The following is a 1326-nucleotide window of genomic DNA, read 5'->3' as shown; positions in this document are numbered from 1 at the left end:
CATCTGCGCGCCACGGATGGTGGCGCCGAGGATGTTCATCGAGGCCAGAAAATCGTCGCGCATCTCGTAGACCCGGCGGCCAACCGCCTCCAGCGCGCGAATGACGATGTTGGGCGGTCGCACCGGGCCGGATTCGGGTTCGCGCCGCACGGCCTCGCCGACAGCTTCGAGCAGGATCGAAGCGATCTCGCTCTGGCCTTGCATCTGGATCTCGACACCCTTCTTCTCGAAGGCGCTGACCAGCCGGTCGATCAGCCAGGCGCCGGCAGTGTCCATCTTCTCGATCTTGGAAACATCGAGCGCCAAGGTTTTGAAGCCGCTTCGCTTTTCGATCTTGCGCATGTCGGCGTCGACGAGTGCAACGGTCCGTGTCGTCCAGATTCCGGAGAAAGCGCAGCCAAGAACGCCGTCCTCCTCGCCGATCACCACGCGCGGTTCGTGGTCAGCCTCCCCTGCGGTCGTGCCGCTTGCGTCGCGCTTGCCGATGGTCAACATGGCGTCCTGTTTAGCCTGACGGGTCTGACCTGTCGATTTGCCGACAACGCTTGTCGCACAGCAGGAGCAGAAAAATATGGCGCGTGTCATTTCGGTCGAGGCCGAGCGTTTTCCCATCGCCGGAACCTTCACCATTTCGCGCGGTTCCAAGACCGAAGCCGAAGTGATCTCCTGCACGATCAGCGACGGCGGCCATTTCGGCCGCGGCGAATGCGTCCCCTACAAGCGCTATGGCGAGACGATTGAGGGCGTGCGCGAGGCGATCGACGCCATGCGCGGCCGGATCGCCGATGGCATCAGCCGCAGCGCCTTGCTCGATGCCATGCCGGCCGGAGCCGCCCGCAACGCCATAGACTGCGCCCTATGGGATCTGGAGGCGAAGCTCAGCGGAACATCGGTGGCGGTTGCGATAGGTGCTGTTCCCTTGCAGGCGCTCGAAACCGCCTACACGCTGTCGCTGGGCGAGCCGGAGGCGATGGCGGCGCAGGCCCGCGCCAATGCGGCGCGGCCGCTGCTCAAGGTCAAGATCGGCGGCGACAACGACATTGCCCGCATCCGGGCGGTCAGGCAGGCAGCGCCAGACAGCCGCATCATCCTCGACGCCAATGAGGGCTGGAGCGACGACAACATCGTTGCGAACTTCGCCTTTGCCGCCGAACAAAGCATCGCGCTGATCGAACAGCCGCTGCCGGCCGGTCATGACGAGATCCTGCGCCATATCGCCCATGCGGTGCCGATCTGCGCCGATGAAAGCGTGCACGAGGCTAAGAATCTCGAAGCGCTTGTCGGTCTTTACGATGCCGTCAACATCAAGCTCGACAAGTCGGGGGG

General features: G+C 64.0%; 2 protein-coding genes. One reads left to right on the top strand and one right to left on the bottom strand.

The window, feature by feature from the left end; all coding sequences use genetic code 11:
* Positions 1-495 (bottom strand): STAS domain-containing protein (locus EN914_RS35685; protein WP_127389700.1); only part of this gene is annotated, 495 nt, incomplete at its 3' end.
* A 76-nt stretch (positions 496-571) separates the two neighbouring features.
* Here EN914_RS35685 and EN914_RS35680 point away from each other — a divergent pair.
* Positions 572-1326: dipeptide epimerase (locus EN914_RS35680; RefSeq protein ID WP_164779180.1), on the top strand; the 755-nt coding region annotated here is incomplete at its 3' end.

The organism is Mesorhizobium sp. M7A.F.Ca.CA.001.08.2.1, from assembly GCF_003998455.1.
GTDB lineage: Bacteria > Pseudomonadota > Alphaproteobacteria > Rhizobiales > Rhizobiaceae > Mesorhizobium > Mesorhizobium ciceri.
This window is presented reverse-complemented; position numbering and strand designations above follow the sequence as displayed.